23 protein-coding genes are annotated in these 24,906 nt (G+C 67.4%); 14 read left to right on the plus strand and 9 right to left on the minus strand.

Features of this window, described 5'->3' with window-relative positions; all coding sequences use genetic code 11:
- Window positions 1-9 precede the first annotated feature (9 nt).
- Window positions 10-660: an SRPBCC family protein gene (locus ON40_RS43030; protein WP_040831534.1), complete on the plus strand. Its 651-nt coding sequence runs from the start codon at window positions 10-12 to the stop codon at window positions 658-660.
- Window positions 657-1,856, plus strand: a complete 1,200-nt coding sequence (locus ON40_RS43035; RefSeq protein WP_040831535.1) for a vWA domain-containing protein — start codon at window positions 657-659, stop codon at window positions 1,854-1,856. The genes ON40_RS43030 and ON40_RS43035 overlap by 4 nt, the downstream gene beginning before the upstream one ends.
- Before the next feature lie 39 nt (window positions 1,857-1,895).
- Here ON40_RS43035 and ON40_RS43040 read toward each other — a convergent pair whose 3' ends face one another.
- From ON40_RS43040 to ON40_RS43050, 3 genes are all read right to left on the minus strand, one after another.
- Window positions 1,896-2,462: a TetR/AcrR family transcriptional regulator gene (locus ON40_RS43040; RefSeq protein ID WP_040831536.1), complete on the minus strand. Its 567-nt coding sequence runs from the start codon at window positions 2,460-2,462 to the stop codon at window positions 1,896-1,898.
- Window positions 2,463-2,467: 5 nt separating this feature from the next.
- Window positions 2,468-3,103, minus strand: a complete 636-nt coding sequence (locus tag ON40_RS43045; RefSeq protein WP_040831537.1) for a hypothetical protein — start codon at window positions 3,101-3,103, stop codon at window positions 2,468-2,470.
- 332 nt (window positions 3,104-3,435) lie between these two features.
- Window positions 3,436-4,158, minus strand: a complete 723-nt coding sequence (locus ON40_RS43050) for a TetR/AcrR family transcriptional regulator (RefSeq protein ID WP_083896381.1) — start codon at window positions 4,156-4,158, stop codon at window positions 3,436-3,438.
- A 219-nt stretch (window positions 4,159-4,377) separates the two neighbouring features.
- On the opposite strand from ON40_RS43050, the gene ON40_RS43055 reads away from it, so the two are divergent.
- Entirely contained in the window at window positions 4,378-5,556 is a 1,179-nt protein-coding gene (locus tag ON40_RS43055) for an acetyl-CoA C-acyltransferase (protein ID WP_040831538.1), read from the plus strand.
- 192 nt (window positions 5,557-5,748) lie between these two features.
- Window positions 5,749-6,462 carry an HAD family hydrolase gene (locus ON40_RS43060; RefSeq protein ID WP_218008973.1) on the plus strand — a complete coding sequence of 238 codons (714 nt, stop codon included), beginning with the start codon at window positions 5,749-5,751 and terminating at the stop codon, window positions 6,460-6,462.
- An 83-nt stretch (window positions 6,463-6,545) separates the two neighbouring features.
- Here the strand turns inward: ON40_RS43060 and ON40_RS53610 are convergent, their stop codons facing one another.
- Both ON40_RS53610 and ON40_RS50925 read right to left on the minus strand, forming a co-directional pair.
- Window positions 6,546-6,848, minus strand: a complete 303-nt coding sequence (locus ON40_RS53610) for a hypothetical protein (protein ID WP_218008974.1) — start codon at window positions 6,846-6,848, stop codon at window positions 6,546-6,548.
- A 167-nt stretch (window positions 6,849-7,015) separates the two neighbouring features.
- Window positions 7,016-9,256 (minus strand): sensor histidine kinase, encoded by a 2,241-nt coding sequence (locus tag ON40_RS50925; protein WP_505790158.1) that lies wholly within the window; start codon window positions 9,254-9,256, stop codon window positions 7,016-7,018.
- Between the two features lie 349 nt (window positions 9,257-9,605).
- Here ON40_RS50925 and ON40_RS43080 point away from each other — a divergent pair, with 349 nt between their 5' ends.
- Window positions 9,606-10,826: a cytochrome P450 gene (locus ON40_RS43080; RefSeq protein ID WP_040831541.1), complete on the plus strand. Its 1,221-nt coding sequence runs from the start codon at window positions 9,606-9,608 to the stop codon at window positions 10,824-10,826.
- 197 nt (window positions 10,827-11,023) lie between these two features.
- On the opposite strand, the gene ON40_RS43085 is transcribed toward ON40_RS43080, so the two are convergent.
- The 3 genes from ON40_RS43085 to ON40_RS43095 form a co-directional block, all read right to left on the minus strand.
- On the minus strand, window positions 11,024-12,421 hold the full coding sequence (locus ON40_RS43085; protein ID WP_040831542.1) for an MFS transporter: 1,398 nt from the start codon (window positions 12,419-12,421) through the stop codon (window positions 11,024-11,026).
- A gap of 82 nt (window positions 12,422-12,503) precedes the next feature.
- Entirely contained in the window at window positions 12,504-12,938 is a 435-nt protein-coding gene (locus tag ON40_RS43090) for a MarR family winged helix-turn-helix transcriptional regulator (protein WP_040831543.1), read from the minus strand.
- Window positions 12,939-13,007: 69 nt separating this feature from the next.
- Window positions 13,008-13,640 carry a helix-turn-helix transcriptional regulator gene (locus tag ON40_RS43095; RefSeq protein WP_040831544.1) on the minus strand — a complete coding sequence of 211 codons (633 nt, stop codon included), beginning with the start codon at window positions 13,638-13,640 and terminating at the stop codon, window positions 13,008-13,010.
- A gap of 96 nt (window positions 13,641-13,736) precedes the next feature.
- Between ON40_RS43095 and ON40_RS43100 the strand changes: the two genes are divergently transcribed.
- The 9 genes from ON40_RS43100 (at window position 13,737) to ON40_RS43140 (ending at window position 24,282) form a co-directional block, all read left to right on the plus strand.
- Window positions 13,737-14,588 (plus strand): oxidoreductase, encoded by an 852-nt coding sequence (locus ON40_RS43100; RefSeq protein WP_157186811.1) that lies wholly within the window; start codon window positions 13,737-13,739, stop codon window positions 14,586-14,588.
- 143 nt (window positions 14,589-14,731) lie between these two features.
- A complete protein-coding gene (locus ON40_RS43105; RefSeq protein ID WP_040831545.1) occupies window positions 14,732-15,589 on the plus strand; it encodes a crotonase/enoyl-CoA hydratase family protein in 858 nt (285 codons plus the stop codon).
- Window positions 15,590-15,738: 149 nt separating this feature from the next.
- Entirely contained in the window at window positions 15,739-16,782 is a 1,044-nt protein-coding gene (locus ON40_RS43110) for a helix-turn-helix domain-containing protein (protein ID WP_083896382.1), read from the plus strand.
- A gap of 193 nt (window positions 16,783-16,975) precedes the next feature.
- A complete protein-coding gene (locus ON40_RS43115; RefSeq protein ID WP_040831547.1) occupies window positions 16,976-18,367 on the plus strand; it encodes an NtaA/DmoA family FMN-dependent monooxygenase in 1,392 nt (463 codons plus the stop codon).
- 7 nt (window positions 18,368-18,374) lie between these two features.
- Entirely contained in the window at window positions 18,375-19,592 is a 1,218-nt protein-coding gene (locus ON40_RS43120; protein WP_040831548.1) for an acyl-CoA dehydrogenase family protein, read from the plus strand.
- Window positions 19,592-21,538 (plus strand): branched-chain amino acid ABC transporter permease, encoded by a 1,947-nt coding sequence (locus ON40_RS43125; protein ID WP_083896383.1) that lies wholly within the window; start codon window positions 19,592-19,594, stop codon window positions 21,536-21,538. Before ON40_RS43120 ends, ON40_RS43125 begins: the two co-directional genes overlap by 1 nt.
- Window positions 21,519-22,319, plus strand: a complete 801-nt coding sequence (locus tag ON40_RS43130; protein WP_373282077.1) for an ABC transporter ATP-binding protein — start codon at window positions 21,519-21,521, stop codon at window positions 22,317-22,319. Before ON40_RS43125 ends, ON40_RS43130 begins: the two co-directional genes overlap by 20 nt.
- Window positions 22,316-23,026, plus strand: a complete 711-nt coding sequence (locus tag ON40_RS43135; protein WP_051194482.1) for an ABC transporter ATP-binding protein — start codon at window positions 22,316-22,318, stop codon at window positions 23,024-23,026. The genes ON40_RS43130 and ON40_RS43135 overlap by 4 nt, the downstream gene beginning before the upstream one ends.
- A 56-nt stretch (window positions 23,027-23,082) precedes the next feature.
- Window positions 23,083-24,282, plus strand: a complete 1,200-nt coding sequence (locus ON40_RS43140; RefSeq protein ID WP_040831549.1) for an ABC transporter substrate-binding protein — start codon at window positions 23,083-23,085, stop codon at window positions 24,280-24,282.
- Between the two features lie 30 nt (window positions 24,283-24,312).
- Here ON40_RS43140 and ON40_RS43145 read toward each other — a convergent pair whose 3' ends face one another.
- Window positions 24,313-24,867, minus strand: coding sequence for an OsmC family protein (locus ON40_RS43145; RefSeq protein ID WP_040831550.1), 555 nt, complete (start codon window positions 24,865-24,867; stop codon window positions 24,313-24,315).
- Window positions 24,868-24,906: the final 39 nt, after the last annotated feature.

A 24,906-nucleotide genomic window follows, 5' to 3' on the forward strand; every position in this document is an offset into this window, starting at 1 on the left:
GATGTTCCGATGAAGATCGCCAACGAGTTCACCGTCAACGCACCCGTCGAGCAGGCATGGGAGGTACTGACCGACCTCGAGCAGGTGGTCCCGCTCATGCCAGGCGCACGAATGATCGGCTGGGAGGGAGAGGACTTCCTCGGCACACTGAAGGTCAAACTCGGACCGGTGACCAGCGAATTCACCGGGAAGGCACACTTCACCGAGCGTGACGAACACGATCATCGCGCCGTCATCGACGGCAGCGGCCGGGATTCACGCGGATCCGGAAACGCGGCGGCGATCATCACCACGCGACTGCGCGAAGACGGCGACAGGACCCGCGTCATCGTGGACACCGACCTCAAGATCGTCGGCAAGCTCGCCCAATTCGGCAGCGGGATGTTGCAGCAGGTGTCGGAGAAACTGCTCGGCCAATTCGTCACCTCCCTCGAAGCGAAACTCGCGGCAGGCGACACGGCCGGCGTGGAGACCGAGGTCGGGTCCGACGGCCGAGAGATGCGGCCACAACCGGTCGTACAACCCGAGCCGGCACCGCTGGACCTCCTCGACCTGGTCAGGCCCGCGACGCTCGCGAAATATGCGCCCGCGATCGCGCTCGGGCTGGTCGCCGTACTCGGAATCATCCTGGTACGCAAGCGGATGCGCGCGAAGTCATGACACGAGCGGTCATGCTGCGCGGTGTCGATCTGGCCGCGTTCGCCGTCGCGGTGGTCGCTCGGTTGCGGCGTGGCGGTGTCGCGGTCGCGCCGAGCGGGCCCGCGCTGTTCGTGCAGGCCCTGGGCCGCATGGCGCCGCGGTCGCGCACCGAGATCTACTGGGCCGCGCGGCTCACGCTCGTGGATCGGATGCAGGACCTGGCCGCATTCGACGCGGTCTTCGCGACGGTTTTCGCCGACGCGGTGCTGGGTGTCGACCCGCCGAGCCGAACGCACGGACTGCCGAACGAACGCGCGTCGACCCCGGGCCCGCGGGGTCGGGGACAGCATCGGCAGGGTGGTGAAGTCCCTTGGGCGACACTGCAATCGGCGACCGCAGCCGACCGATCCATAGATCAGGGTCCGGCGCTCCCGGACGTTCTGCCGAGCCGGTTCGCGGCACGAGCACAGGAACCGTTCGACCGCTTCGATCCGGACGATCTGCGGACGATCGGCGCATGGCTGGAGCGGGCAGCGGCACGCTGGCCGCAGCGCAGCAGCCGACGCCACGTAAGCCACCCGCACGGCAAACGGATCGACTTGCGGGCGACGATGAAGAACTCTCGCCGCACCGGCTGGGAGTCGACGGTGCTGGTCCGCACCCGTCCCCGAAACCGCCCGCGCCGCATCGTCATGATCTGCGACGTCAGCCGCTCCATGCAGCCGTATTCGACGATCTACCTGCACCTGATGCGGGCCGCTGTGCAACGCCGTTCGCCCGATCGCCCCGAGGTGTTCGCCTTCTCTACCCGGCTGACCAGGCTGACCTCGGTGCTGGCGCACCGTTCCGCGGATGCCGCGGCAGTTCGGGCCAACGACAAGGTGGTCGACCGCTACGGCGGCACGCATATCGGACGGTGCCTCGGCACGCTACTCGCAACGCCGTCCGGCAACGCGGTGCGCGGCGCGGTCGTCGTCATCGCATCGGACGGCTGGGACAGCGACGCTCCCGATGTTCTGGGCCGTGCGATGGCCCGGATCCGACGCCGGGCTTGGCGCATCATCTGGCTCGATCCCCGTGCGGGCGACCCGCGATTCCAGCCGACCACCGGTGCGATGGCAGCGGCCCTGCCGTACTGCGACATCCTGATGCCCGCGCACACCCTGGCGGGCACGCACGCGTTCATACAAGCCCTGACATCGGCGATTGTCACCTGATGCACGGCGTCGACGAACTCGGTCCAGAGATGTCCGTGTTCACTGCGCCATGGCGCGGAACTCGGTGTGTAGCGAGTCCTGCAGTCGTTCGAAGGTGTCGTCCACGGATTCGGGGAGGCCGAAGCCTCCCGCGGATTCGAGGGTGACGATCCCGTGGCAGACCGTGCGGACCATGCGCACCGCATGGATGAGGTCGGCGTCGGACAGGTGGTAGCCGCGCAGGGCCGCGGTGAGGACCTGGTAGGCGCGGGTGGCGACCTGAATGTAGGTGTCGTCGGCGGTGGTTGGTGCGACGATGCCCGCGGCGTAGCGGCCGGGGTGGGTGCGTGCGTACTCGCGATAGGCGGTGCAGATCGCGCGCAGCGCGTCGCGGCCGGAGAGCCCGGCGGTGGCGTCGGCGAGCACGGTGGTCAACTCGCCGACCGACAGGATTGCCAGATCGCGTTTGACGGCCTCGAGATTGTCGATGTGCTTGTACAGGCCCGGCAGCGAGACGCCGCAACGCTGCGCCACCGCGGCGAGGGTGAGCCGCTCGAGACCCGCCTCGTCGGCGACCAGCGCGGCTTCGGCGATGATTCGATCGCGGGTGAGCCCAGCGCGCGGCACGTCGACTACCGGCCTTCCCGGCCCAGCACGATGCCGGTACCGGTGATCACGATGAGCAGCAAGGGGCCGGACACGAAGGCCAGAATAGCGAGGCCCTGAATCAGGAACAGATACGCGATCCCCGAGCCGACGATCGCGACCGCCATGGCGATGGCGGTGTAGCTCAGCCACCTGGGCAGAAGCCTGGACTGCACCGCCGCGACCGACAGTCCGGCCAGCAGGAACATCTTCGCCCCGTCGAACCGGCTCGTCAGCTCGAAGAGCAGATGGGCGGAATCCGGGGAACCGGTACGGGCCAGCGCCAGCCCGAGCAGGAACTGAGTGAACGAAATCAGCGCTGCCGCAACGCCGGTCACCGCGGCGAGCCGAGTGACGAGCGGAGTACGGGCAGCACGAGCCAGGGCCAGCGAGACGACGGCCAGGCCGATGGCCGGCAGCCCTTCGGTCAGCAGGAACTGGGTGTCGAAAGCGCCGGTGTGGCCGGACAACTCGCGGATGATCTCGCTGCCGGAGTCGGCGAAGGTCGGAGCGGGGGCGCCGACGGTCAGCCCGGCGATCCAGGAGGCCGAATAGGCGATGCCGACGACGGCGGGAAGAGAGGTGAGAATGGCGCGGCGAGGGTGGGCGACGGCGGTGGACATGATGGGCAACTCCCGTGTTAGTGCTATTAACTACAAGTTAGGGCAATTAACTTTGAAACGCAAGGCCGAGCGCGGCCGGGCGGGCGAACGGGGCAGTGTGGGCGAAAGTAGCTCTCGGAGCACGGCTTCGGAAGCTATGCCAGGACGTGGGGAAGGACGGCCGGTGGTTGTTCGCCGCAGCGGGTGGTGCTGTCCGGCAAGCGCATGTCGGGCAAGGTTTGCGGCGGCGGTGTCGGCGACCGTGTGCAGTGAAGCTGCAAATGCCATGCGCCCCAGGAATATCGGGCTCGAACGGCCGCGCTTTCGGGTGACTCGGAGAGGGTGGGAGCGCTCTACTGTGAACGGGCGGCCGAGCGGCGACGTGGCTGCCGTTTCTCCGCCGCGGCCTCGGTACCGGGCGTAGCAGACTTGCGTTGACGGACTCCGCGGTTCGGCGGCACATGCACGGCGCCGGCTGCGGCCAAGGCGATTCGAACGTACCGTTCGGCGAGTTGGCTCGGGTCCAGTGGTCCGTCGGGTTGGAACCAGCGGGCGATCGATTGGCACATGCCGAGCAGTGCGCGCGCCGTCTCGGCCGGGTCGTCCAGGGTGAATACCGCCTCACGCTCACCGGTCTCGAGGATCTCGGTGAGCAGGGTCTCGATCTCTTTGCGGTGGGCGGCATAGCGTTTGCGGTTCGGCGGCGAAAGATGCCTGAGCTCCAGATCGAGCGCGGCCAGCCGAGTCCGGTGTGCCATGTGCAGCACGATCGTCTCGATGACGTTCATGAATTTCTGCCTCGTACCGTCGCCGGCCGCAGCGGCGGCTTTGACCCGCCATGTCGCCTCGGCGGCGCTGAGTTCGAGCAGGGCGACGAACGCGCCTTCCTTGCTGTCGTGGTGATAGTAGAGCGAGGGGACCGTCTGTCCGACGCGCCTGGCGATGTCGCGAACCGTTGTGCCGTGGAAACCATGCTCGTAGAACGCCTCGAGGGCGGCTGTCAGGATCGGCGTCAGCTCCAGCGGCTCGTAGAGCCGCCAGTCGGCACCGGCTTGTGCGGCCTGTTCTTGCGGCATTACCCACCTATCGGAATCGTCGCGACCTGGGCCGAGTCTACTGAGTGGGTCTTCGGGAAGGCGTGAACGGCGGCGTAGCGGTATCCGATACTTAGCGAGCGCTAGATAATTTGTGACAGATGTCTCCATTGCGGAGCATCCTTTGACTTCCGGTGGTCTATCTAGCGATCGTTAAGTGCATTGCGGTGTGAGCCGCCGCGCAGATCCAGGAGGACACCTATGACTACGGCCGTTATCGTCGACGCCATCCGGACGCCGTCGGGCAAGGGCAAGCCCGGCGGGCAGCTGTCCGGAATCCACCCGGCCGCGTTGCTGTCTCAGGTGCTGACCGCGCTGGTGGAGCGCAATGGCATCGATCCGGGCATCGTGGACGACGTCCTCGGCGGGTGTGTCGGTCAGGTCGGTGAGCAGGCGGTGAACGTCACACGCAGCGCGGTGCTCGGCGCGGGCTTTCCCGAGCACGTTCCGGCGACGACGATCGACCGTCAGTGTGGATCCAGCCAGCAGGCGGCGCATTTCGGGGCACAGGGCGTGATCGCCGGTGCCTACGACGTCGTCATCGCCTGCGGTGTGGAGTCGATGAGCCGCATCCCGATGGGGACGGCGCTGATGGGTGCGGATCCCTACGGCCCGAGCGTGGCCGCACGCTACCCGGACGGGTTGGTGGGTCAGGGTATCTCCGCCGAACTGCTCGCGGCGAAGTGGAAGCTCGACCGCGACACCCTGGACGAATTCTCTGCCCGATCCCATGCCCGCGCCGCAACGACAGCGGCAGCAGGCGGATTCTACAACGAAGTCGTGCCCGTGGACGTCGACGGCGTGGTCCGCCGGAGCGATGAGACGGTGCGGCCCGCCACCACCGCGGCAGGGCTGGCCGCGCTGAAACCATCGTTCCGGGATGAGGTGCTGCACAAGCGATTCCCGCAGATCGATTGGAAGATCACGCCCGGCAACTCCTCGCCGCTGACCGACGGCGCCTCGGCGGTACTGATCATGAGTGAGGCCAAGGCCGGGGCTCTGGGGTTGCAGCCCAAGGCACGGTTCCATACCTTCGCGGTTTCCGGCAGCAACCCGCTGCTGATGCTCGACGGTGTGATCCCGGCGACGAAACGTGCGCTGGAGCGTTCCGGACTTTCGCTGGACGATCTCGATGCCTACGAGGTCAACGAGGCATTCGCGCCGGTGCCGCTGCTGTGGCAGCGCGAATTCGGTGCGGACCCCGACCGCCTCAACCCGCGCGGTGGAGCGATCGCGCTGGGCCACCCGCTGGGCGCGTCGGGCACCCGCCTGCTGACCACGCTCGTACATCACCTCCAGGCCACCGGCGGACGCTATGGCTTGCAGACCATGTGCGAAGGCGGCGGCATGGCCAACGCCACGATCATCGAACGCATCTGAGCAACGGGCCGCACAGCCCCGTTGGCGCCACATGACATTCCGTGTGGCTTCCCTCCACGCCAAGCGGAATCCGAAATTTCCAGGGCGGTAACACTTCTCATCTGCCAGCTGCGACCACGGGGCGACGCGGCGACGTATCGGTCGCCGGTGTCGACAGTGGATCCTCGGTTTCTCTGGCTAATGTGCCCGGTTGTGTCGACATACGAGGATTCGAAAACCCATCCTGTGCGGGCCGTTGTTTTCGACTGGCGGGGCACGCTCGTGTCCGAGCTCACGCAGCAGGGGTGGGCCCGGGAGGCGTTGCGGCGGGCCGGTCGGGAGCATGATGATGGCGCGGTGCGGGGGTTACTAGGGGATATTCGCAGGGCTGCCGGTGAGCCCAATCGTCTGCAGTCGCCGCTGGGGAACATCAGTGCTGAGCGGCATCGGGATACCTACTATTCGGTGTTTGCTGATGCTGGTTTGGATGACGAGCTCGCTGATGCTTTGTTCGCGGTGGATTCCGATCCGTCGTACAACATTTTCGCTGTCGATGCCGCCGAGACCCTCGCTTCTCTCATCGAGAAGAATTGCCGGATCGGTGTGTTGAGCAATATTCATTTCGATATCCGTCCCATGTTCGAGCGGGCAGGACTGCTCGGCTCGATCGACGCTTTCGTATTGTCGAATGAGCACGGAGTTCAGAAGCCTGATCCGGCGATATTCCGGTTGGCTCTGGAATTGCTCGGCACTCGTGCCGAGGAGACGCTCATGGTGGGTGATCGTGCGTCCCGTGACGGTGTCGCCGTCGAGGTCGGGATGCCCACTCTGCTGGTGCCGCCGTTGACCGATCCGCGACAGCGGCGGCTGCATCTGGTCACCAATGTCGTTGGTGCGCGGCGCAACTCCGAAACCGCAGGTGGGTGAGCGGCCCGTATCTGCCGGGCCGATACACTGCGCCCGTTCGTCACACCGACGACCGGTCCTCGAGTCACACCGAGACCCTCAGGTTATCTCGGAAGACGGGCCGTGTCGTTTTCCGATGTCGTTTGGAGAAATACCGGCGGACCTACGGAATCGAGTCGGATATGACCATCAACGAGACCGAATGGCTGATCACGAGCGACCGGATCCTGGAGGTGGCCTTTCGCGTCGACCTTCCCGAAGCCCACCGCGGAATGTGGATCCTGTCGTATCTGCCCACCAGCCTGCGCCTCACCCGTGAGCAGGCCGTCGTCGGGATGACGCTGGCGGAGATCGTGCTCACCGGCCAGCTCGACGACACCGACGAGTTCATGCCGGAGATCGCGCATCTGTATGCCGAACGGCTCGGTTTCGAGCTGGTCGACGTTGCGTGCATGCTCGCCGCGCGCTCGTCCTGCGAGGTTGTGGGCTGTGGAGCCGGCACGGGTCCGCTCGGTCCGAACGGATCGGGTGAACCATCGAATCCGTTCGGGCACCGGCACTCCGGCCGGATCGCTCAGGCGCCCACGGCTCGCTTCAGCGGCCGAGCATCCCGATCGAGTTCGGTGCGCCGCGTGCCGTCCGAACCGTTGGCGACGATGGTGACCAGGGGCAGGCGGCCGGGGCGCTGGATGCGGACGATGACGGAACCATCACGGGCACGGTCGAGTTCGGTGACGGCCACCGTGCGCAGGCGTCGGCGGACCGGCTCGGTGACGTCGTCGAATCCGTGTTCGTCGTAGAGCAGCACTTCCACGCCGCGGCTGCGGGCCGCGCGGGCCGCCGCGACGACCGGTGAATGCGCGAGTTGCGGAGCTCGCAGTGCATCGCGCAATTCGGCTTCCTGCAAGGCGCATTCGTTCCGGACGTCGTCGATGGGCTCGGCCCCGGCGAGCTGTTCCAGGAGCGGCCGGGTGAGTCCGCCGAGTCGATGCAGTTGCCGGTCCCGCTCGGCGATCGCGGCCGCTTCGGCGGCTTCGACGGAGACCCGGTGCAGAGTGTCCGCGCGCAGATCCAGGACCGTGCTGGCGACCGGGCGGATGATCCGGTGGAAGAACGTCGCGGCGACCAGCGGTGCGAGATACAGGAACGGGACGGTGAACCCGTGCGTCCCGCCGGCGGGCAGACCGGCCCGGAACGCGAATTCGGCGAAGACGAGCACCATCGCGAGCCAGCCGAGTGCGACGCGGCCGCGTAGGCACATGAACGTGCACACCGCCCCGGCCGCGCCGAGGGACCATTCCTGCGCGGTCGTGTCCTGCCACAGTGAGCCCACGGCGGAGACGATCGCGAACTGTGCCGGACCGCCCGCGACGAGGATGGCCAGCGAGACTCCGAGCGATGGCGGGGCACCCGGCATGAGCAGGACCGCTGCCGTCGCCGCCACCGTCAGAACCACGCAGGCCAGGGTCGGCCACGGGTCGGACAACAGCGCCGGGGTGGTGGCGATCGAGGCGGTATAGGCGAGCAGATAGCACCCGACGAGCACCCTCGCAGCGGGCGTGCGCATGCCGAGCAGGGTTCGCATACTCAGCGGCGCAAGGGATCTCGCCACCGGACCGCCGTATTCGTTCACGGCGGCGCGACGATCGATCAGCGGGCCCGACCAGTCCAGCCGGACCGTGGTTCCCGCGCCGGGACGGGACGTTATCGCGGCGCTGCCACCGCCCAGCTGCCGCATTCTGGCCCGGATGCTGAGTGTGATGCCGAGTCGATCCGGGCGATCGGCGGCGGTGTCGAAGCCGACGCCGTCGTCGGTCACGATCACGTGGAATCCGTTGTCGCCGACGTGAATCCAGACATGGCGGTAGGCGCCGGCGCCCGCGTGCAGCAGGCTGTTCCGAACCGCTTCACCGGCGGCCGCGGCGGTCACGCTCACCGCCGCGGCGGGGAACGCCCACCGCTGGGCGTCGGTCACGACCTCGACGGTGATCGGCAGCTTCGGATCGATGTGTGTGATAGCCGCGCGCAACCGGGCGGCGGTGTCCGGCGCATCGAGCACCCGCCCGAACGGATGCTCCAGATCGTCGAGGTAGTTCAGCGTCCGTGAGGCCAGCCGCCGCACGGTGTCCCGTTCGCTGCCGCGGGCTGCGGCCAGCAGGGTGGACATCACCCAGTCGTGGGTCAACGCGGCGAACCGCGCGCGTTCGTCGGCCCGGCCGCGCATGGCCGCGGCAGAGGCGGCGCCCCGGAACGTCTCGGTCTGGATCGTCTGTAGTTGTCGGCCGGTGCGAATGAACATCAGCAGGGCGGCCACGAACAGGGCGCTGTAGCCGCAGGCGTAGAGCAGATCCGGCACGAACGGAACGTTGACCTCCGGCGCACGGCCGGTGTAGTTGACGACCGTGGCGGTGGTCGCGGCGACGACGAGCGTCAGCAGGCTCGCCCACACGGGCCAGACGACCGCCGCGGACAGTCCGGCCAGCGCAGGGACATCCGCGAGCCATTGATCGGCGTGCAGCGGAATGTGCCGCCACGCGATCAGCCAGGTCCCGGTCGCCACCGGATAACCCATCGCCGCGAGCACCGCGGCCCGCCGCATCCACACCGAGTCGGAATGAAAGCTCAACGCGCCCATGGCAAGTCCTGGACCGAACGCCAGGGCGACCGCGAACGGGGTCCACCATGTCGCGGCCATCCGGGCCTGATCTCCCATATCGGGTACGACGAGTATCAGACCCATCAGGTAGCCGACGGCGACGATACGACCGGCCAGCCGCCGGAAGCGGTCGGCGATCGCAACGTGGCCGCCAACCATCGCAATCACACGCCCCATCTCATCCGACCGCTGACCTGCTCCCATACTTTACCTGCTGGTAGACGAGGAATCCTTCCGTCGATATCGGCCCCGGCCGGATTCGGCAGTGCGGTCGCGGAATTGATCACCACTGCTATGCTGCTGGCTCAGGAATGGGGTGAGGTTCAGTGATATTCGAGGTCATGGCATACGATCGTGCTCCGTTCCCCCTCGTGCTCAACCGATTACAACCCTGATCGAGGATATGTCGCACCACGGCACGCACGAACAGACATCCGCGCCGACGGACGGGCTCCACATGCCGCACCGTCGATCTGCACGACCGGACCGAGGTCGAGGTGAAGCCTGAATGATCAATCCGCCGATGTACACCGACAGCGACCGCATCGCCCTGTACAGCCCGGAATTCGCTGCCATGCCGCACGACTGCTACCAGGACATGCGCAAACGCTATGGGTCGCTGGTGCCGGTCGAGCTGTCGCCGGGCGTTCCCGCCACTCTGGTGATCGGTTATCGCACCGCGGTGCAGATCCTGCACGATCCCGCGCATTTTCCGGTCGATCCGCGGGCGTGGGAGAAGGACGTCCCGGACGAGTGCCCGGTGAAGCCGATGCTGGCGTGGCGGCCCAATGCGATGCGTAGTTCGGGCGAGGAACATCGGCGCTACCGGGATGCGAACGTCGCGGCGCTCTCGGCGGTTGATCTGCACGGTCTGCACGCGGTGGTGGAGCGGATCGCGGTGCCGCTGATCGCGCAGTTCTGCGAGACCGGCTCGGCCGATCTGATCGCGGATTACGCACGGCCACTGGCCTTCCAGGTGGTCAACGCGATGCTCGGGTGCTCACCAGATATCGGCCAGCGGGTCGCCACGGGCGTCATGACCATCTTCGAGGGTTCCGATGCCGCGGCCGGAAACATCATGCTCATCGAGGCGCTGAGCGAACTGGTCGCGGGCAAGCGCGCCGAGCCCGGTGACGATGTGACGACCCGGTTGGTCCAGCATCCGGCCGGGTTCGACGATCAGGAGGTCATCGAGCAACTCGTGCCGCTGTACGGCGCGGGTGTCGAGCCGGTGCACAACCTGATCGTCAATACGCTGCTGTTGATCCTGACGAACGACCGTTTCGCGGGCAGCCTGCTGGGCGGCAGCCTGTCCACCCGTGACGCGCTGGACGAGGTGCTGTTCCTGGACCCGCCGATCGCGAATTTCTGTATGACCTATCCGCGCCAGCCGGTGCTGCTCGACGAGGTGTGGCTGCCCGCGCACCAGCCCGTGATCATCAGCATCGCCGCGTGCAACAACGACCCGGCCATCAGCGGCGGCGACTACACCGGCAACCGATCCCACCTGGCCTGGGGCGCGGGCCCGCACGCCTGCCCCGCACGCCAGTCCGCCTATCTGATCGCCCAGGACGGCGTGGACCAACTGCTCGATGCCCTGCCGGAGATCGAACTGTCCGTCGAGCCCGACGAATTGGCGTGGCGCCCAGGACCTTTCCACCGCGCCCTGGCCACCCTGCCGGTCTCTTTCGTGCCGTCCCGCCCCTTTGCGAGCTGGCACCCCAGCTGACAACCTGCCCGGATCCCGCGACGTTCCGGCGAAGTCGGCCGTGCGGTTACCGGGGGAGGGCGGCGGCGATCTCGGCGACGGGTTCCAGGCTGGGCACATCGACGAGTCCGTGCTGCAGATCGATGACGAGCAGTGCGGAGGTGGGGTCGATGGTCGTGATGGGCATGGTGATCCTTCGAAGAGAGGTATGAACGGATTCAGTTCGTCGCGGTGCGGGGCAGGCGGCGATCCAGGACGGTGAGTGCGAGCAGGAAGACGCTGGCGCCGATCATGATCCAGGCGATCGTCGCGACCCCGGAGTCGGAGACGTTGTCGTGGAACACGATTCCGGTGATCGCCGAGGAGGCGATGGAGCCGAGATAACCGAACGAGCGCATCAGTCCCGATGCGGTGCCCAGGAGTTCGGCGGGCGTCTGGAGGTAGAGGGCGAGCTGATTGCTGCTGGCCGCGCCCTGGGCGAATCCCAGCAGGACGGTGATGACCACCACCAGCACCGGCCATCCCGGTGAAGCCAGGAACAGCGCGCCGACTGCGGCGAGCACACAGGCCGCCGCGGCCCAGATCACCGGTCCGCGAACGAGATTGCGGCGCGAGATCGGCACGATGACCACTCCGGCGATCACCGTCATCGGCAACAGCAGCAGTCCCGCGGCGAGTTCGGAGAGGTGACGGTCGGCCTCGAGCCACTGCGTGATGCCGTACAGCACCAGGTAGGAGGAGAACAACACCATGCCGAATCGGATGTAGGTGCGGGTCAGCGCCATGTTCCGGACCAGCAGCCGCAGGTCCAGGAACGGTGCGGCCGCACGCAACTCCCAGAGCGCCTCGGCGATCCAGAGCGTCACGGTGGTGGCCAGCAGAGCCCAGTTCACCGTCGGCAGATGCGACAGGAACAGCAGCAGTGCGCTCATCGCGGCGGCGAATCCGATGATTCCGGTGACGTCCAGCAGCGATGCGATCTCGCGTGCGTAGCGCCGCGCGCGATCGCGTTCATCCTTCGGAACCCACAGCAGCGTGCTCACCAGCGCGATCAGCGCGACGGGCACGTTGACGAAGAAGACCGACCGCCATCCGGCGAGTTGTACGAGTACGCCGCCCAGGGGTAGTCCGAGGGAGGCGGTGGCGATGCCAGCGATCTGCAGGCCGCCCAGTACACCGCCGGGCGGTTGGGCCAGTCCGGCGCTCTGGGCGCGGCGTCGGATGAGCACCATGGCCGTCGGATAGGCGCAGGATGTGCCGAGCCCGATCAGGATTCGGCTGATCAGCAGGATCGACAGCGTCGGGGCGAACCCGCCGACCAGCCCACCCAGGAGTACGAGCAGGATTCCGGTGAGGAAGACGCGGCGCGGGCCGAATACGTCGGCCGCCTTGCCCGCGGTGGGTTGTGCGATCGCGCTGGCCACATACAGTGCCGACACCAGCGCCGCGGTCTGCCCGATCGAGACGTGCACACCCGCGGCGATGGGTACGAGCGCGGTCGCGATCAGGGAGGTGTTGACCGGGTTCAGGGCCGATCCGACGAACAGTGGTGCGGTGAACCGCCAGGTGAATGGACGTTCGGCGAGAGATGTTGTCGCCGAAAGGGTTTCGGGCATGGTGGTACCTCGGCAACGGCGTGCGGGCACGCCGCGGGCAGGCATCGGCCGCGGCTGCCGATGCGGTGAAAGGGTAAGGGGGTCAGAGGAATTGGGCGATCCGCTCGAACAGCGGCGCTGCTCGGCGGATTTCCGCGATCTCCGCGGGGGTGAAGTTGTCGGCCAGTACGCGGGCGATCTGCTTCGTTCGGTCGTCGCGCGCGGCGCGCAACAGTTCTGTGCCCGCCTCGGTGAGGGACAGCAGTCCTCGGCGCTTGTCGTCCGGGTCGGGGATACGGTGCAGCAGGGCGCGGGATTCGAGGCCGCCGACCGTCGCGCCCATGGCCTGCGGGGTGATCTGTTCCCAGCGGGCCAGACCCGAAATGCTGTCCGGCCCATTGCGATCCAGGCGAGCCATGACCGCGGTCTCGGGCAGGCTCAGATCCCGGGTCTGGCTCTCCCGGGTGCGACGCTCGAGCAGGCTGATCGCCCGGCGAACCGCGGTGGCCGTGGTCAGCAGCTCCTCGTCGCCTCGCATATGTGAAGCCTAGGTTGCACAGTTGAAACTTGCAAGTTTGTCTTTCTAATTTTCCCGGTCCGCCGGATCTCAGATGAGGCCGAGCTCCTGGGCGCGCGCACCGGCCTGGAAACGCGAACTCGCGCCCAGGGCGCTCATCAGTTCGGCGACGCGACGACGATAGGTGCGCACCGACAGCCCCAGTACGCGGGCGGCTGCCTCGTCGGTGGCGCCGGTGTTGAGCTGGTCCAGGATGCGCGGCGCGAGCTTGCGCAATTCGTCCAGGTCGCGGTCGTAGGTGGCGAAATCCGTTGCCGCACGCCAGGTTGCGTCGAACAGCGACGCCACGCCGTGCACCACCTCGGGCACCGTGACGATGCTGTAGCTGCGCAGTCCGTAGGAGGTGTCCCCGGCCAGGATGGCGACTCGCCGGTCCAGCAGGATGGTCTCGCTGATCTCGTCGTCGCTGATGCGCACTCCCGCGCCGCGCTCGACCATGGTGTGCAGATGTTGCGACAGCGACGGGTCCAGCAGTGCCGAGGGCCGGTAGAGCTTGCGCAGCGCGACGGTGGGACGCAGCGTCTGGTGGCGGCCGTTGTGCCAGGTCGCGTGATCCTTGGCGGCGCAGTCGAAGCTGACCGTGGTGGCTTCGAACAGGTGCGCGGCGCGCTCGGTGAGTTCCTGGTGACCGCGCACGACGGTGACCGACTGGGTCTGGGCCATGATTCGAGTCTCGTGATGTTCGCGCTGGTCGTCAACGCGTGGCAGCTTGTTGCCGAATGCGGACGCCGCATCTGCCGGTCGGCCAGGCTGATGACCATGACTGAAGCACAGACGATATCGGCCCGCGCGACGGGCGAAGGCCGTTTGGGATCGTTCCGGGTGAACCGAGTCGGATTCGGCACCATGAAGCTGACGGGCTGGCCGGAAGGTAAGCAGCCTTCCCGCGAGACCGCGATCGCGTTGCTGCGGCGCGCGGTGGAACTGGGCGTGAACCACTTCGACACCTCGCAGTTCTACGACCGCGACGGGGTGAACGCCAACGAACTGCTGCATGCGGCGTTGCACCCGTATCCGGAGGATCTCGTGCTGGTCACCAAGTTCGCCGGCGCGATACCGCCGGGGCTGACCCCCGACGGCCTGCGGCAGAGCGTCGAGGCGAATCTGCGCACCCTCGGCGTGGACCGGCTGGACGTGGTGAATCTGCGCATGGGTGAAGCTGTCGCACCCGCGGAGGGCTCGCTCGCGGAGCCGCTGACCGGCCTGGCGAAACTCCAGGAGGAAGGTCTGATCACGCATCTGGGTATCTCGAACATCACTCGGGCGCAGTTCGATCAGGCTCGCGATCTCGCCCCGTTCGTCTGCGTGCAGAACGCCTACAACGTCGCGATGCGCGATGCGGATCCGCTGATCGACGCCTGCGAGGAGGCCGGGATCGCGTTCGTGCCGTTCTTCCCGGTGGGCGGATTCCAGCCGCTGCTGACCGAACATCTGGACACCGTGGCGACCCGGCACGGCGCGTCCGTGCAGCAGATCGCGCTGGCGTGGCTGCTGACCCGGTCGCCGTCGATCCTGCTGATCCCCGGCACCACGGATCCGGCGCACCTCGAGCAGAACATCGCCGCCGCGAACATACGGCTCACCGAGGAGGACCTGGCGCTGATCGGCTGAATCCGGATCGTGGGGCCCGTGGCGCCGTGTGCGCCACGGGCCTCTCTGCGGTAATTGGCACTGTGCCAACGCGACGGTACGCTGACCGATACCTCGCGTCGCGGTCGATGCCGTGATGCGGCAGACCGATTCGAGAGGGTGCGATGAGCTCGGACACCGACGTGAATGCCGACGACCAGGTACTGCTGGAGCGGGAGGGGCCGATCGCGATCGTGCGGCTGCATCGCCCCGATCGGCTCAACGCCTTCACCGCCGCGATGTGCGAACGTCTGATCGCGGTATTCGACGAGACCGATGCGGACGACTCGGTGCGTGCGGTGGTGCTCACCGGCACCGGCCGGGCATTCTGCGCCGGAGCCGATCTCGGTGCGGGCGGGGAGACGTTCGTACTCGACGACGACCCGGACACCGGCGGCGCGCCCGCGGACACCGGCGGCCGGGTATCGCTGCGGATCTATCGGTCGAACAAGCCGGTGATCGTCGCGATCAATGGCGCCGCGGCCGGTGTCGGGGTGACCATGACCCTTCCCGCGGATATCAGAATCGCTTCGGACACAGCGAAATTCGGCTTCGTCTTCACGCGTCGCGGGATCGTGCCCGAGGCGTGCTCCACCTGGTTCCTGCCGCGCGTGGTGGGCGTGTCCACGGCATTGGAATGGACCCTGAGCGGCCGGATGGTGCCCGCGGCCGAGGCACTCGAACGCGGGCTGGTGCGCGAGGTCGTGCCCGCCGACCGGGTGCTCGAACGGGCCCTCGAGCTGGCCCGGGAGATGGTCACCGGCACCGCGCCGGTCTCGGTGGCGCTGACCCGGCAACTGATCTGGCGCATGCTCGGTGCGGACAGCCCGGAGATCGCGCACCGCGCCGAATCCCTCGCCATCTACCTGCGCGGTGCGTCGGGGGACGCTCGCGAAGGCGTGGAATCCTTTCTGGCCAAACGTGTTCCGGAGTTCCCGGACCAGGTCTCGGATGGCCTGCCGGATCTGTTCGAGTCACGGTGAGCTGATCCGCGTCATTGCGCGCACCGCTCCGGTCCGATGTGTGCGGCGCACCGGCGACGTCGGCCTCCGTGCGAGCATCCGCTACGTTCGAGACATGGTGGACGCGGGCGCATCCAGGGCCCGGTCCTGATCACGGAGTGGGCTGGGGAATGGGACGAACGATGCGCCTGGGCTCGGGGCCGACCCCGGAGCCGGGTTTCGGTTTCGGGGTGTCCGGGCTCGATCGTGCACTGGGCCCGCTGATCCGCGGCGAGAACGCGCTGTGGGGCCTGGATCGGGAGATGGCCTCGGACATCCGCGACCGGATCGGTGCCGCGGCGAGTCCGTCGCGGCACTACGACGCCCGCACGCTCGATCGGCTGCGCGAGGACGTCGCCGCGGAACCGGGCCTGACCGCGATCGTCGATCTGACCGACGTCGGCGACGAATTGACCGGGACGTCCTGGGCCGCGCGAATGCGCGAATGCGCGTGTGCGGTGTTCGCCTCGGCCTCGGTCTGCCACTGGCTCGTGCCCCGCGTCTGTGTCGACGCCGTGTCCTGGAATTGGCCCGCCCAGTGCGTGTTGAGCGTCAACGAGCGGGAGGTGACCGTCTGCCGCGCGGACGGTCGCACGACGGGCCATCTGCGGGTTCCGCTGGATTCGGACGCGCCCGCCGGGGCGCGGCGTTCGGCGCTGGGTGCGGCGAATCTCGGCCGCGGCCTGCGGGTGGCGCGGATCGAAAGAGGCTGGAGCCAAGCCGAACTCGGCCGTCGCGTGGGGGTGAGCGCGAGCGCGATCTCACAAATGGAGCGCGGTCGGCTGGGACTGTCGCTGGAGACGGTGATCGAGGTTTCCGAACAGCTCGGCGTCACGATCGACGACCTGTTGCGCGGGGACACCGCCGGCTGGTTCATCGCGGTGAACCGTCCCGGCATCGCGAGTGAGTCCGCTTCCGCCCGTGTCGGTTCGGGCCAGGATGCGGTGGCGCGGGAGGCGATGCACACCCAGATACTGGGCGGCGGCGGAACGCTCACTCCGCCGGTGGGGCCGAGCGGCCGGATCACGATCCTGGTCGGCTCGGGTCAGATCTGCGTGGAGCGCGCTCCGCAGCGAACCCTGGTGCGCGCCGGGGACATCGTCGACATCACGCGGGCGGTGGGCGTGTCGGTATCGAATCTCGGCAGCCACGACGCGGTTCTGTTCTGGTTCTGAGGCCGGATTTTCGTACGCCGGGGCAGCGAGGCTAGCACCCGGCGTCTTCGCCTGCCGCACTTAAACAAGTGATGATTAATACCGACGCGGCAAATCGGGCATACATGTAAGTATCACCTTCATAATGTGAGGCCGACAGCGTCGGCCGGAGTTGGTGCTGCGTTCGGCAGTGCTTGGTGAGAAAGGTTCCCGAATGTCCCGGCCGCCGATCTACAACGCGTTCCTGCACCTGACCCCCAACCACCACAGCCACGGTTTCTGGCGCACTCCGGAGGGGCAGGTGCAGTACGGGTACAAGGATCTGGACCCGTACATCGACGTGGTGCGCACCCTGGAACGCGGCCGGATCGATACGTTGTTCATCGCCGATGTGGTCGGCGTCTACGATCTGGACTTCGGCGACGGCAAGACCACGATCCGCGCCGGATCGCAGTTCCCGGAGAACGATCCGGTGACCATCGTCTCCGCGCTCGGGCACGTCACCGAACATCTCGGAATCGCGGTGACCAGCAACATCATTCAGGATCATCCGTTCTCCTTCGCGCGCCGGCTGTCCTCGCTGGACCACTACACGCACGGCCGCGTCGCGTGGAACATCGTCACCTCGTATCTGAGCAACGGATTCCGCAACTACGGCTACGACGCCATCGTCGGGCACGACGAGCGATACGCGTGGGCGCAGGAGTACGTGGACGTCACCTACAAGCTGTGGGAGCACTCCTGGGAGGACGGCGCGGTCCTGCACGATCCGGCGACCGGGCAGTTCTTCGATCCGGCCCGGATCCACACCATCGATCACGAGGGTGCGCGCTACAAGGTGCAGGGACCGCATCTGGTGGAACCCTCACCGCAGCGCACGCCGGTGCTGTTCCAGGCCGGAAATTCCACGGCCGGAAGGGAATTCGCGGTGCGCAACGGTGAGGTGACCTTCCTGCCCTCGCTGACGCCGCGCACCGCCCGCGCCGATATCGCCGTCCTGGACGAGGCGCTGCGCTCGGTGGGCCGAGCCTCCTCGGCGTTGAAGAAGATCGTCGCGCTCTCGACCGTCATCGGCTCGACCGAGGAGGAAGCGCGTCGTAAACAGCAATACTTCCGCGAGAACGTGGATTTCGATGCGTTGCAGGCATTCTGGAGCGGCGGCAGCGGCATCGATCTGTCCTCGGTGGATCCGGACACACCGCTGGCCGAACTGGCCGAGCGGGTCCGGCTGGGTGATCACGTGCGCTCGATCTTCCGCGCGGCCGCGGAATCCCAGGACGATCCGGGCACCGTGTCGTGGCGGGATTACCTGCTGGACAACGGACTTCTGCCGGGCAAGTTCGCCGGTACGCCCGAGCAGATCGCCGATCACGTCGCCGAATGGGTGGCCGCGGGTGTCGACGGATTCAACGTCGTGCCGATCACCACGCTGGGCTGGTGGGGCGAATGGGTGGACCATGTGGTGCCGGTGCTACAGGATCGCGGGCTTGCCCAGCGCGAGTACACGCCGGGGACGTTGCGCCACAAGATCTTCGGCAACGGCGATCGGATCGATGCAGCCCATCGCGTCCACCAGGTCGGCCGCTCGGTCGCGAGCGCGAGCTGAGGCAGCGATGACCGTCGAAACCACCACTGCCACTTCCGGTCTCGCCGAGCTGAGCGCCCGATTCGCGGATCTGTTCCAGCGCATCGCCGACACCGCCGTGGAACGTGACGCGCGGCGCGAGGTGCCGCACGGCCTCGTGCGCGAATTGGGCCGCGCCGGATTCGGCGCGCTGCGAGTACCGCCCGAGTACGGCGGCTCCGGCATCAGCATGGCGGAGTTGACCGAACTGCTGCTCGAGCTCGCCGCGGCCGATTCGAACTTCCCGCAGATCCTGCGTGCGCACTTCCTATACACCGAATCGCTGCTGCACGCACCGGATTCGGAGTTGCGCACCCGGTGGCTGCGGCGCATCGGGGCCGGTGATCTGCTCGGCGGCGCCTACACCGAGCGGTCCACGGCGAACGCCTCGCACTTCTCCACGACCGTCACGCACGCCGGAGAACGGCGAATCGTCAACGGGGAGAAGTACTACACCACCGGCTCGCTGTACGCGGACTGGGTGATCACCGCGGGGGAGGGCGACCACGGCGTCACCCATGTCATCGTCGCCGCCGGGACACCCGGACTGGAGATCGTCGACGACTGGAACGGGTTCGGTCAGCGGCTCACCGCCAGCGGCACGACGCGGTTCACCGAGGTCGACATCACCGAAACTCCGCAACTGCCGGAGGATCTCACGCCCGGCAGCTACGGCACCTCGCTGGCCCAGTTCTGGCACATCGTGGCGCTGGCGGGTATCGCGCGCCGGCTGCACACCGACGTCCTGGCCTACGTCCGGGACCGCAAGCGATACTTCAGCCAGGGCGCGGCCGTGCTGCCGCGGGTGGACCCGGTCATCCAGACGGTGATCGGGGAGATCGGCTCGGCGCGTTTCGTCGCCGAGACGCTCGCGCGCCGGATCGGTTCGCAGATAGGCGATCTCGATCTCGCCGTGCGGGCGGGTTCGGCGACCGAGGCCGATTTCGACACGGTCGAGATCGATGTGTATCGCGCGCAGGTCAGCGTGATCGACATCGTCCTGGCCGCCGCCGGACGCGCATTCGACGTCGGCGGGGCCTCCGCCCTGGACGCGACCGAGGGCTGGGATCGGCACTGGCGCAACGCACGCACGCTGGCCAGTCACAATCCGACACCGCATCGCCTGGTCAGCATCGGCGACCACGACCTGAACGGCACGTCGCCGTACCGCACCTGGCTCAGCGGAATCGATCTGAGGAATCGGTGATGGATCTGCTCACCTATGCCTCGCTCGGCCTGTCCACCGGGGGAGCCTATGCGCTGGTCGCCTTGGGCCTGGTCGCCGCCTATCGTGGCACCGGGGTGATCGATTTCGCGCAGGGCGCGCTCGGCATGTTCGGGGCGTATCTGTTCTGGAAGTCGTTCAGCCAGTTGGGGATTCCGGTCGGACTGGCCATAGTGATCGGCGTGGTCGTCAGCGCGGCGATCGGCGTGGGTTTCTTCGCGCTGGTCGGCCGTCGACTGGCGCACGCACCCGCGGTGACGAAGATTCTGATCACCATCGGCCTGATGCTGGTGCTCGAGGCCGTGGTGCGGATCGTGTGGACCAACCATCAGCAGACCGTGACGCCGTTCGTCGCCGCGGGCGGTTTCGAGGTGGCCGGTGTGCGGGTGCAGTCGATCGGTGCGCTGCTGGCCGGGGTCGCGATCGTCGCGACGGTCGCCCTGCACCTGCTGTTCACTCGAACCGCGTTCGGGCACATCACGACTGCGCTGCGCGATACCGATCTGGGCGCGCAGTCCATCGGCATCAATCCGCGGTTGTGGGGCTCGCTGGCCTGGGGCCTGGCCGGGGCGCTGGCGGCGGTGAGCGCCATCCTGCTGCTGCCGATCACGCAGCTGTCGCCGACCGCGTCGACCACGCTGCTGGTTCCGGCCCTCGGCGCGGCACTGGCCGCCCGGTTCACCAGTTTCCCGATCGCACTGAGCGTCGGCCTGGGCACCGGTGTGCTCGAGGGGTTGTGCACCGGACTGCTCGACGCCCAGATCGCCCGTGCCGTACCGGATGTCGTCGCACTCGTGGTGTTGCTGCTGGTCGCCCGCACCGATATGCGACGCGGCACCCGCGAGGTGCAGGCGGTCTTCCACGTCGGCAGCGGGCGGATCCGATGGACCTGGCTGGTCGCGGGGACGGCGGTGGTGCTCGTCCTGATCGGCACCACCATCGGGACGGTGGTCGACGCACTGAGCCTGACGGCGATATTCGGCCTGGTCGCCCTGGGCATCGTGGTCTCCATCGGCTACACCGGACAGGTCAACGCGCTGCCGCTGGGCATCAGCGGGGTCTCGATGATCGTCTTCGGCGCGGTGAGCGACGGCGGCGGTTCGCTGCTGCTCTCGACCCTGGCGGCGGTGCTGACCGCGGTCGCCGGTGCATTCGTGCTGAGCGGGCTGTTCGTCAACGCGCGGATCTACGAGGTGACCATCGGCGCGCTGGCGGTGGCCTCGATTCTGCAGGCGATCGTGTTCTCGGTGGACTTCTTCTTCAACGGCAGCAAGGGCTGGACGGTCGGGGACACCACGATCTTCGGCGCCGACATCGGCAATATCGGCAATCCGCGCGGATTCGCGGTGGTCGCATGGCTGATTCTGCTGCTCGCACTCATCGCGGTGGCGAATCTGCGGCGGTCCTCGGTCGGCCGCTACGTGCTCTCGGTGCGACAGGACGAGCGGCTGCCCGCCGCGCTGGGCGTCGTGCCCGCCCGCGCCAAATTCATCGGACTGGTCATCTCCTCGGTGCTGTGGGGAGTGGCCGGCGCGCTGCTGGCGGTGCAGCGCGGATTCATCGCCAAGGGAGATGTCCGGATGGAGGGATTCGACTATGCGGATTCGCTGGCGCTGATCGCCTTCGTCATTCTGGCCGGATCCGGATATCTGGTCGGCGCGGTCCTGGCCGGCGCCTTCGCGCCCGGCGGATTGCTCTCGCACATCCTGTCTTTCGCGCCGGATGTCAACGACTGGTTGTCACTGTTCTTCGCCGCCAACATGATCTGGGTGCTCGCCACCGAGCCGGACGGCGTGGTCGGCCAATTCCTGCGTCTGCGTGACGGATTGATACGGCGTCGGCCCGCTCTGACGATTCTGCTCGGCGGCGCGCGGCCCGCTGCGGCGCCGTCCGCCACCGAGAAAGGAGATGTCGGTGTCACGGCTTGACATTCGCGATCTGACCGTCGAAATCGCCGGGAGCACAATTCTTTCCGAGGTTTCACTCACCGTGGAACCCGGCACCGTGGTCGGCTTGCTCGGCGCCAACGGTGCGGGCAAGAGTGCGACCGTCGACGCGATCGCCGGATATCAGCGGATCCGCTCGGGTTCGGTGCGGGTGGACGATCGCGAGATCGGACGCCGCAGCGCCGCGACCCGTGCCCGGCTCGGGGTGATCCGCACCTTCCAGGACTATCTGCTCCTGGAGGATCTCACCGTCGAGGAGAACATCCTCGGCGCGGCGGAGATCGCGGTCCGAAAGTCGATGGTGCGCGATCTGTTTCGCTTCGGCAGACCGCTGCGTGCCGCGCGGTCGCACGCCCGGGAGATCCTGCGCGCGCACGGCCTGGAGAACTTCTCCGCCACCCGGGTCGAGCAGTTGTCGCTGGGGTGGCACGCACGGGTCAACCTCGCCCGCGCCGCCGCGCAACAGCCGCGAGTACTGCTGCTGGACGAACCCGCCGCGGCTCTGAGCCTGGACGCCCGGCGCGCGGTCGTGGCGACCATCCGGGCACTGCGCGATACCGAGGGCCTGGCGATCCTGCTGGTCGAACACAATCTCGATGTCGTGACCGCCGTCTGCGACGTGATCTACATCCTCGAACAGGGCCGGGTGATCGCGCACGGACCGACCGCCGAGATCCTGGACAGCGCCGAGGTCCGCGCCATCTACTTCGGTGAGCAGCCCGACGACTCGCAGTCGCTTCGCACGGTGGGAGCGGCACTGTGACCGCGACGGACACCCGAGTGCGCACCGGTGGTCTGGACGTCACCGGGCTGACCGTCGACTACGGAAACGGCACGGGGCTGTGGGATTTCGACCTGCACGTCGGCGCGGGTGAGGTCACCTGTGTGATCGGGCGCAACGGCGCGGGAAAGTCCAGCGCCCTGCTCGGCATCGCCGGATTCGTCACACCCACCGCGGGAACCGTCGCCATCGGCGGTGCGAAGGTTTCCGGCGCGCCGTACCGGCGGTGCCGCACACAGTTGTCGCTCGTGGTGAAGGGGCGCTCGCTGTTCGGCAGTCTCACCCTTGCGGAGAATCTGTCGCTGGCGCGGATCGATCCCGACGAATTCTTCGATCTGTTCCCGCAATTGGCGTCCCGGCGTGATGTCGCCGCCGGAAGCCTGAGCGGCGGGCAGCAGCAACTCGCGGCCGTGGGCCGGGCGCTGCTGCGGGACGTGCGCGTGGTCCTGCTGGACGAGCTGACCTTCGGGCTCAGCCCGGCGGTGCGAGCGCTGATCGCCCGCGTGGTGCGTGAGCAGGCCACCCGACGCGAATTGGCCGTCGTCGTGGTCGAGCAGCACGTGGAGACCGCCCTGGCGATCGGCGACCGCACCCTCGTGCTCTCCGAGGGGCGCACGGTTCTGGACCTGTCCGCGCGGGAACTGGCCGACCGCACCGAAACCGTGGAACAGACCTACCTGCACCCGTAGTGCCGGGCCGATTCGACGCCCGCGCATCCCCTTGCACAGAAAGCCGATATTCGACCATGTTCACACGTAGATGGACGATCGCGGCCGCCGCGGCGGCCGTGGCGATCGCCGGTTCGATCACCGCCTGCGCGTCCTCGGACGACAACGATCCCAACACCATCAAGGTGGGATTCATTGCGCCGCTGTCCTCTTCACCGCAGGCGTTCCGCGATCCCGAACTCGCCGCCGAGGTCGCCGAGAAGGCGGTCAACGATTCCGGCGGGATCAACGGAAAGAAATTGAAGGTCGTCGTCTACGACACCAAGGGGCAACCGGCGAACGTCGTCGCCGGAGCCCGCAAGCTGGTCGATCAGGACAAGGTCGTGGCCTTCATCGGCGGCAACAGCAATGACGGCCTGGCCGCGATCGGCCGCAAAGCCGGTGTGGCGAACTGGTTCCCGATGGGCTGTGCCTCCGCCGACGTCGACAACGACCTGTCGATGATCGCCGCGCTCAATTGCGCGGGCGCGGCGCAGGGGACCTATCTGGGCGGTTTGCGCTTCACACCGAAGAAGGCCGTGTACGTCGCGTTCGCGGGTAATACGCCCTATATCGAGAATGCGAAGCTGGGCTACCGCAATGCCGGGGTGGACGATGTGAAGATCATCGAAGTGCCGCCCGAGACAACCGATTTCGCGCCGATCATCGCGCAGGTCAGAGCCGCGCATCCGGATGTGTGGGGCGGCATGATCTTTCCCCCGGAAAAACTGACCGCCCTGCTGCGCGCCGCGATCGACCAGAACTTCCGGACGCCGCTGGTGCTGAGCAACAACGTGATGGAGGATCCGACGATCAAACTGGTATCCGATTCCGGGATACCGAACTCGGTCGCCCTGGAGAAGGGTGAGGACGCCACCCGATTCCCGACCTGGCAGGCGTACGAGTCCCAATTGGCGAAGTACGACCCCGACCACCGGATCAAGACGCCGCACGACGGCTCGGTGACCACCGACTGGCTCGCGGTGTGGACCTTCGCGCAGGAGGCGCGCAAACTCCCGACCGTGACCGCGGCGACGTTCCGCGAGCACGCGAAACAATTGCACGACTTCAAGACCGACGTGCTGCACGATATCGATTTCACGGTCGACGGTCCGGTGCCGACCGCGCCGCGACAGGCGAATCTGTGGGCGTTCGCCGGACATATCGCCGACGGCCGGATCGTGGTGGACGATCCGACGCCGTTCAGCGCCTTCCAGAAGACCCCGATCAGCAACTGAGCGTGGACCTCGTGCCGGCGAGGTGTTCGTTCAGTCCTGCGGGGTGACGGTCAGCCGGGAGACGATCGATGTCGGTCGGCTGACCGTCTGGGCGACGGGCGATCCGGCGATGGCGCGATTCCACAGTGCGGTGAGTGTGTCGCGATCGGCATCGGCATCGAGGTCTCCGCTGATCTCCAGCGTTCCGAAGCCCGGATTGCCCTCGTCGGCCAGCTCCGCCCACCGCAGGATGTTCTCGAATGTGCCGGTCACCGTGACCGACAGCCGCCGGATCCGGATTCCGGCCATGGTCGCGTGCAGGACGAGACCGTCGGTGACGCAGGCGCCCACCGCGGAGAGCAGGTACTCGTGCGGTGTCGGCGCGGAATCCTCGGCGGTCAGATCGGCGGGTTCGTCGAAGACGACGGTGTGCGTGCGCGCCCGCGCGTCGACCCGGAAACCGCCGCGCCACTGCGTCTGCGCGGTCCACGGACCGCTGAACCGAGCGACGAGATCGCTGTCGCGAATGCGCGCGGCCAGCGCCGCCCGATGCCCGGCGGAGATCCCGTTGAGCGCATCGTTTTCGGAGGGCACTCGATCGGTCATCTGATCAGAATAATGCGTGCTCGGTCGTTGCCGGCAACG

The organism is Nocardia jiangxiensis NBRC 101359 (genome assembly GCF_000308615.1).
In the GTDB taxonomy this organism is placed as follows: domain Bacteria; phylum Actinomycetota; class Actinomycetes; order Mycobacteriales; family Mycobacteriaceae; genus Nocardia; species Nocardia jiangxiensis.